General features: G+C 65.8%; 3 protein-coding genes. 1 reads left to right on the plus strand and 2 read right to left on the minus strand.

What is annotated here, in order from left to right:
- Positions 1–272: 272 nt before the first annotated feature.
- Positions 273–464: a hypothetical protein gene (locus HC022_RS23160; RefSeq protein ID WP_089961080.1), complete on the plus strand. Its 192-nt coding sequence runs from the start codon at positions 273–275 to the stop codon at positions 462–464.
- A gap of 399 nt (positions 465–863) precedes the next feature.
- On the opposite strand, the gene HC022_RS23165 is transcribed toward HC022_RS23160, so the two are convergent.
- Both HC022_RS23165 and HC022_RS23170 read right to left on the minus strand, forming a co-directional pair.
- Entirely contained in the window at positions 864–2,141 is a 1,278-nt protein-coding gene (locus HC022_RS23165; protein ID WP_167453972.1) for a PAS domain-containing methyl-accepting chemotaxis protein, read from the minus strand.
- Positions 2,142–2,205: 64 nt separating this feature from the next.
- Positions 2,206–2,828: MsnO8 family LLM class oxidoreductase (locus tag HC022_RS23170; protein WP_167453973.1), on the minus strand; the 623-nt coding region annotated here is incomplete at its 5' end.

The following is a 2,828-nucleotide window of genomic DNA, read 5'->3' on the forward strand; positions in this document are numbered from 1 at the left end:
GGAAATGCGGCGCGGCTGCCGGCTCCATGGTCAGGAGCTGCGCCTCTCGGAGCGGTTCGACGTAAGCACGGGTCACAGGTCTGGGTTGCGGTAGCCCCTGTGCCAGGCTGCACATGTCCTGTGCCTGCCGAAAAAACCTTTCGGAAGCCGCAATCTTTGCGATACAAAGCGTAACACTAGAAATGCCAGTTTGAAGTAATCTGATTCCGAGCAGGTCGGCCGCTGTTTTTTCCTGGCCACCACGCCCGGGTCAACTTGTACAGAGACGTGTGATGGATGAACTAGTTCACCGGCTTCGGGCCGACAAACTCCCTTCTTACAGCCCGGACGGCGGTATGACTTCCCGAATTGACTTCGGCGAAATTCTCTCCGAACGCCATGAAGCTGCAGCCGTGATCGAAGCGCAGGAAGCGCTGATCGAGCGCTTGCAATGGGATGCGACGGGCCTGCGCAAGAAGGCCTGACTTACACGGCCTCGCGGCCTGCTCTGACATTCCGCAAAATCTCGCCACACCGCTGGGGATCACCTCGCGGTACGTGCCGCTGTTGTGCATGATGGCCCTGCCTGCCCGGCGCACCGGGCGGAAGGGCGCTCTTGCGTGCCCGGATTGCAGGCCAGCTTGCGCTCTAGCGCGAGGTTTGCGTGGTGGGCGCGTACGTTAGCCAGAATGACAAAGGCAGCGACCCGCATGACCGGGCCGCTGCCTGTTTCTGTTTCGGTGCCGGCGCATGTTTGTCGGTGGGTCTTTGCCAGACTTACGTTGCCGGTGCTGTGTCGGCAGGGAGACATCTCCCCGCATCGTCTCGGCACGCGCGCGCGTCATGGCGCGGTGGTTCAGCGCTGCGAGACCACGCCCCGCCGGTCAGGCCGCCGTGCGCCCGGAGTGCTGCGTACCGCCGGTGCTGTCCCATCCGCTCGACGCACTGCCGTCGCCCGTCACCCGGAAGACGCTCACCCCTTCGGCCAGCGAGGCGCTGTTGGCGGCGAGTGTCCGGGTCGCGCCGGTGGTCTCGTTGACCATGGCGGCGTTCTGCTGGGTCACGGAGCTTTCGCCCCCCTGGAAGATGTTCGAAACCTCGTTGCGGGCGCGCCTCACGAGATCGCCGCCCGCCTTCACGTGCCCGCCGCTCTCGCTGATCAGTGCCTTGATCTCCTGCGCGGATTCCGCCGAGCGTTGCGCCAGCGAGCGCACCTCGGAGGCCACGACCGCGAAGCCGCGGCCGGCCTCGCCCGCGCGCGCCGCCTCGACGCCGGCGTTGAGCGCCAGCAGGTTGGTCTGGAAGGCGATGTCGTCGATCACCGAGATGATCTGAGAAATCGAGTCCGACGAGGTCTCGATCCGCTTCATCGCCTGGGTGACGTCCTCGACCACCTTGCTGCTGCCTTCGGCGGCGTTCTTGGTGTCCTCGGCCTCGCGCCCGACTTCGCCCGCGTATTCCGCCGCAGAGCGGGCGTTGGCGTTCAGCTGTTCGACCGCGGCGGCGGTCTCTTCCAGCGTTGCCGCCTGGGTCTCGGTCCGGCGCGACAGCTCGTCGGAGTTCACGCCGATCTGCGAGGTGATGGCGTCGATGGTGTTCGACGTCGATTGCACCTGCGTGATCAGCCCGGAGAAATTGTCCACCGCCGCGTTCAGCGCATCGCCGATCTCGCAGAGCCGGTTGTCCCGGGCGATCTCGACCCGGGTCGAGAGGTCACCCCGGCTGAGCGCCTCGATCCCGCGCCCGAGTTCGCGGATCGCCTCGCGCTGGCCGGTGATCTCGGTCGCGATCTTGGTGATCCGCACCACGTTCCCCGCCTCGTCGAAAACGGGGGCGTAGGTGGCGGCGATCCAGATCACCTTGTCGTCCTTGGTGACCCGAGGAAACTCGTCCGAGAAGAACTTGCCGGCGCGCAAATCCTCCCAGAAGCGGCGATAATCCTCGGTCTGGCGGTAGCCGCGCTGCACGAAGATGCTGTGGTGCTTGCCCACGAGCTCTTCCGCCGTGTACCCCAAGGCCTTCAGAAACGCATCATTTGCCCGGATGACGGTGCCATCGGGGTTGAAGTGGATCACCGCCTGCGTGCGCTCCACGATCTGGAGAATGGCTTCATCCCCCGTGACTTTCTGCACCGTCTGCTTCGGTTTCCGCGAAAACCACATGAAAGAATCTCCTTACCGGCGGACGGCTCCACTCATACAGCGCGGGTTCTTTCCGAATCCTGAATCACTCCGCAGTACAGGGGGCGAAGTGCAGAGATTTCATCGCATCCATGGCGATCTCGTAGCTGCGGCGGCGCGCGGCCGGGTCGTGCATGGCGCTCGACAGGATCAGCTCGTCCGGCTGGTAGCGGTCGATGAGCCGCGCCAGACCGGTGGCCACCTGCCCCGGATCGCCGGTCGCCGAGACACTGAGCGCATGGTCCGCCATTGCCACGTAGCGCGGGTCGGCCACGGTGGAGATGTCCGCCACCGGCCGCGGCAGCTTGCCCGGCTGGCCGCTGCGCAGGTTGATGAAGGCCTGCTGCTGCGAGGTCTTGAGACGGATCGCCTCGGCCTCGGTGTCGGCGGCCCAGACGTTGGCGGCGAGCATGAAGCGGGGCGTGTCGGTGATGCCCGGCTGAAAGCGCTCGCGGTAGATGGCGATGGCCTGCTCGAGCGCGTCGGGGGCGAAATGCGAGGCGAAGGCGTAGGGCAGCCCCAGATGCGCCGCAAGCTGCGCCCCGAAGAGCGACGAGCCGAGGATCCAGACCGGCACATGCGTGCCCTCGCCCGGCACCGCGCGCACCGGCTGGCCCTCGACGCTGTTACCGAAGAGGCCGATGAGCTCGACCACGTCCTCGGGGAAGC

The sequence above is a fragment of the Salipiger sp. HF18 genome (assembly GCF_011806505.1).
In the GTDB taxonomy this organism is placed as follows: domain Bacteria; phylum Pseudomonadota; class Alphaproteobacteria; order Rhodobacterales; family Rhodobacteraceae; genus Salipiger; species Salipiger thiooxidans.

What these genes read in the sequence shown, in the direction of transcription:
- HC022_RS23160 (WP_089961080.1), top strand. Translation starts at nt 273, where the DNA reads ATGGATGAACTAGTTCACCGGCTTCGGGCCGACAAACTCCCTTCTTAC.
- HC022_RS23165 (WP_167453972.1), bottom strand. Translation starts at nt 2,141, where the DNA reads ATGTGGTTTTCGCGGAAACCGAAGCAGACGGTGCAGAAAGTCACGGGG.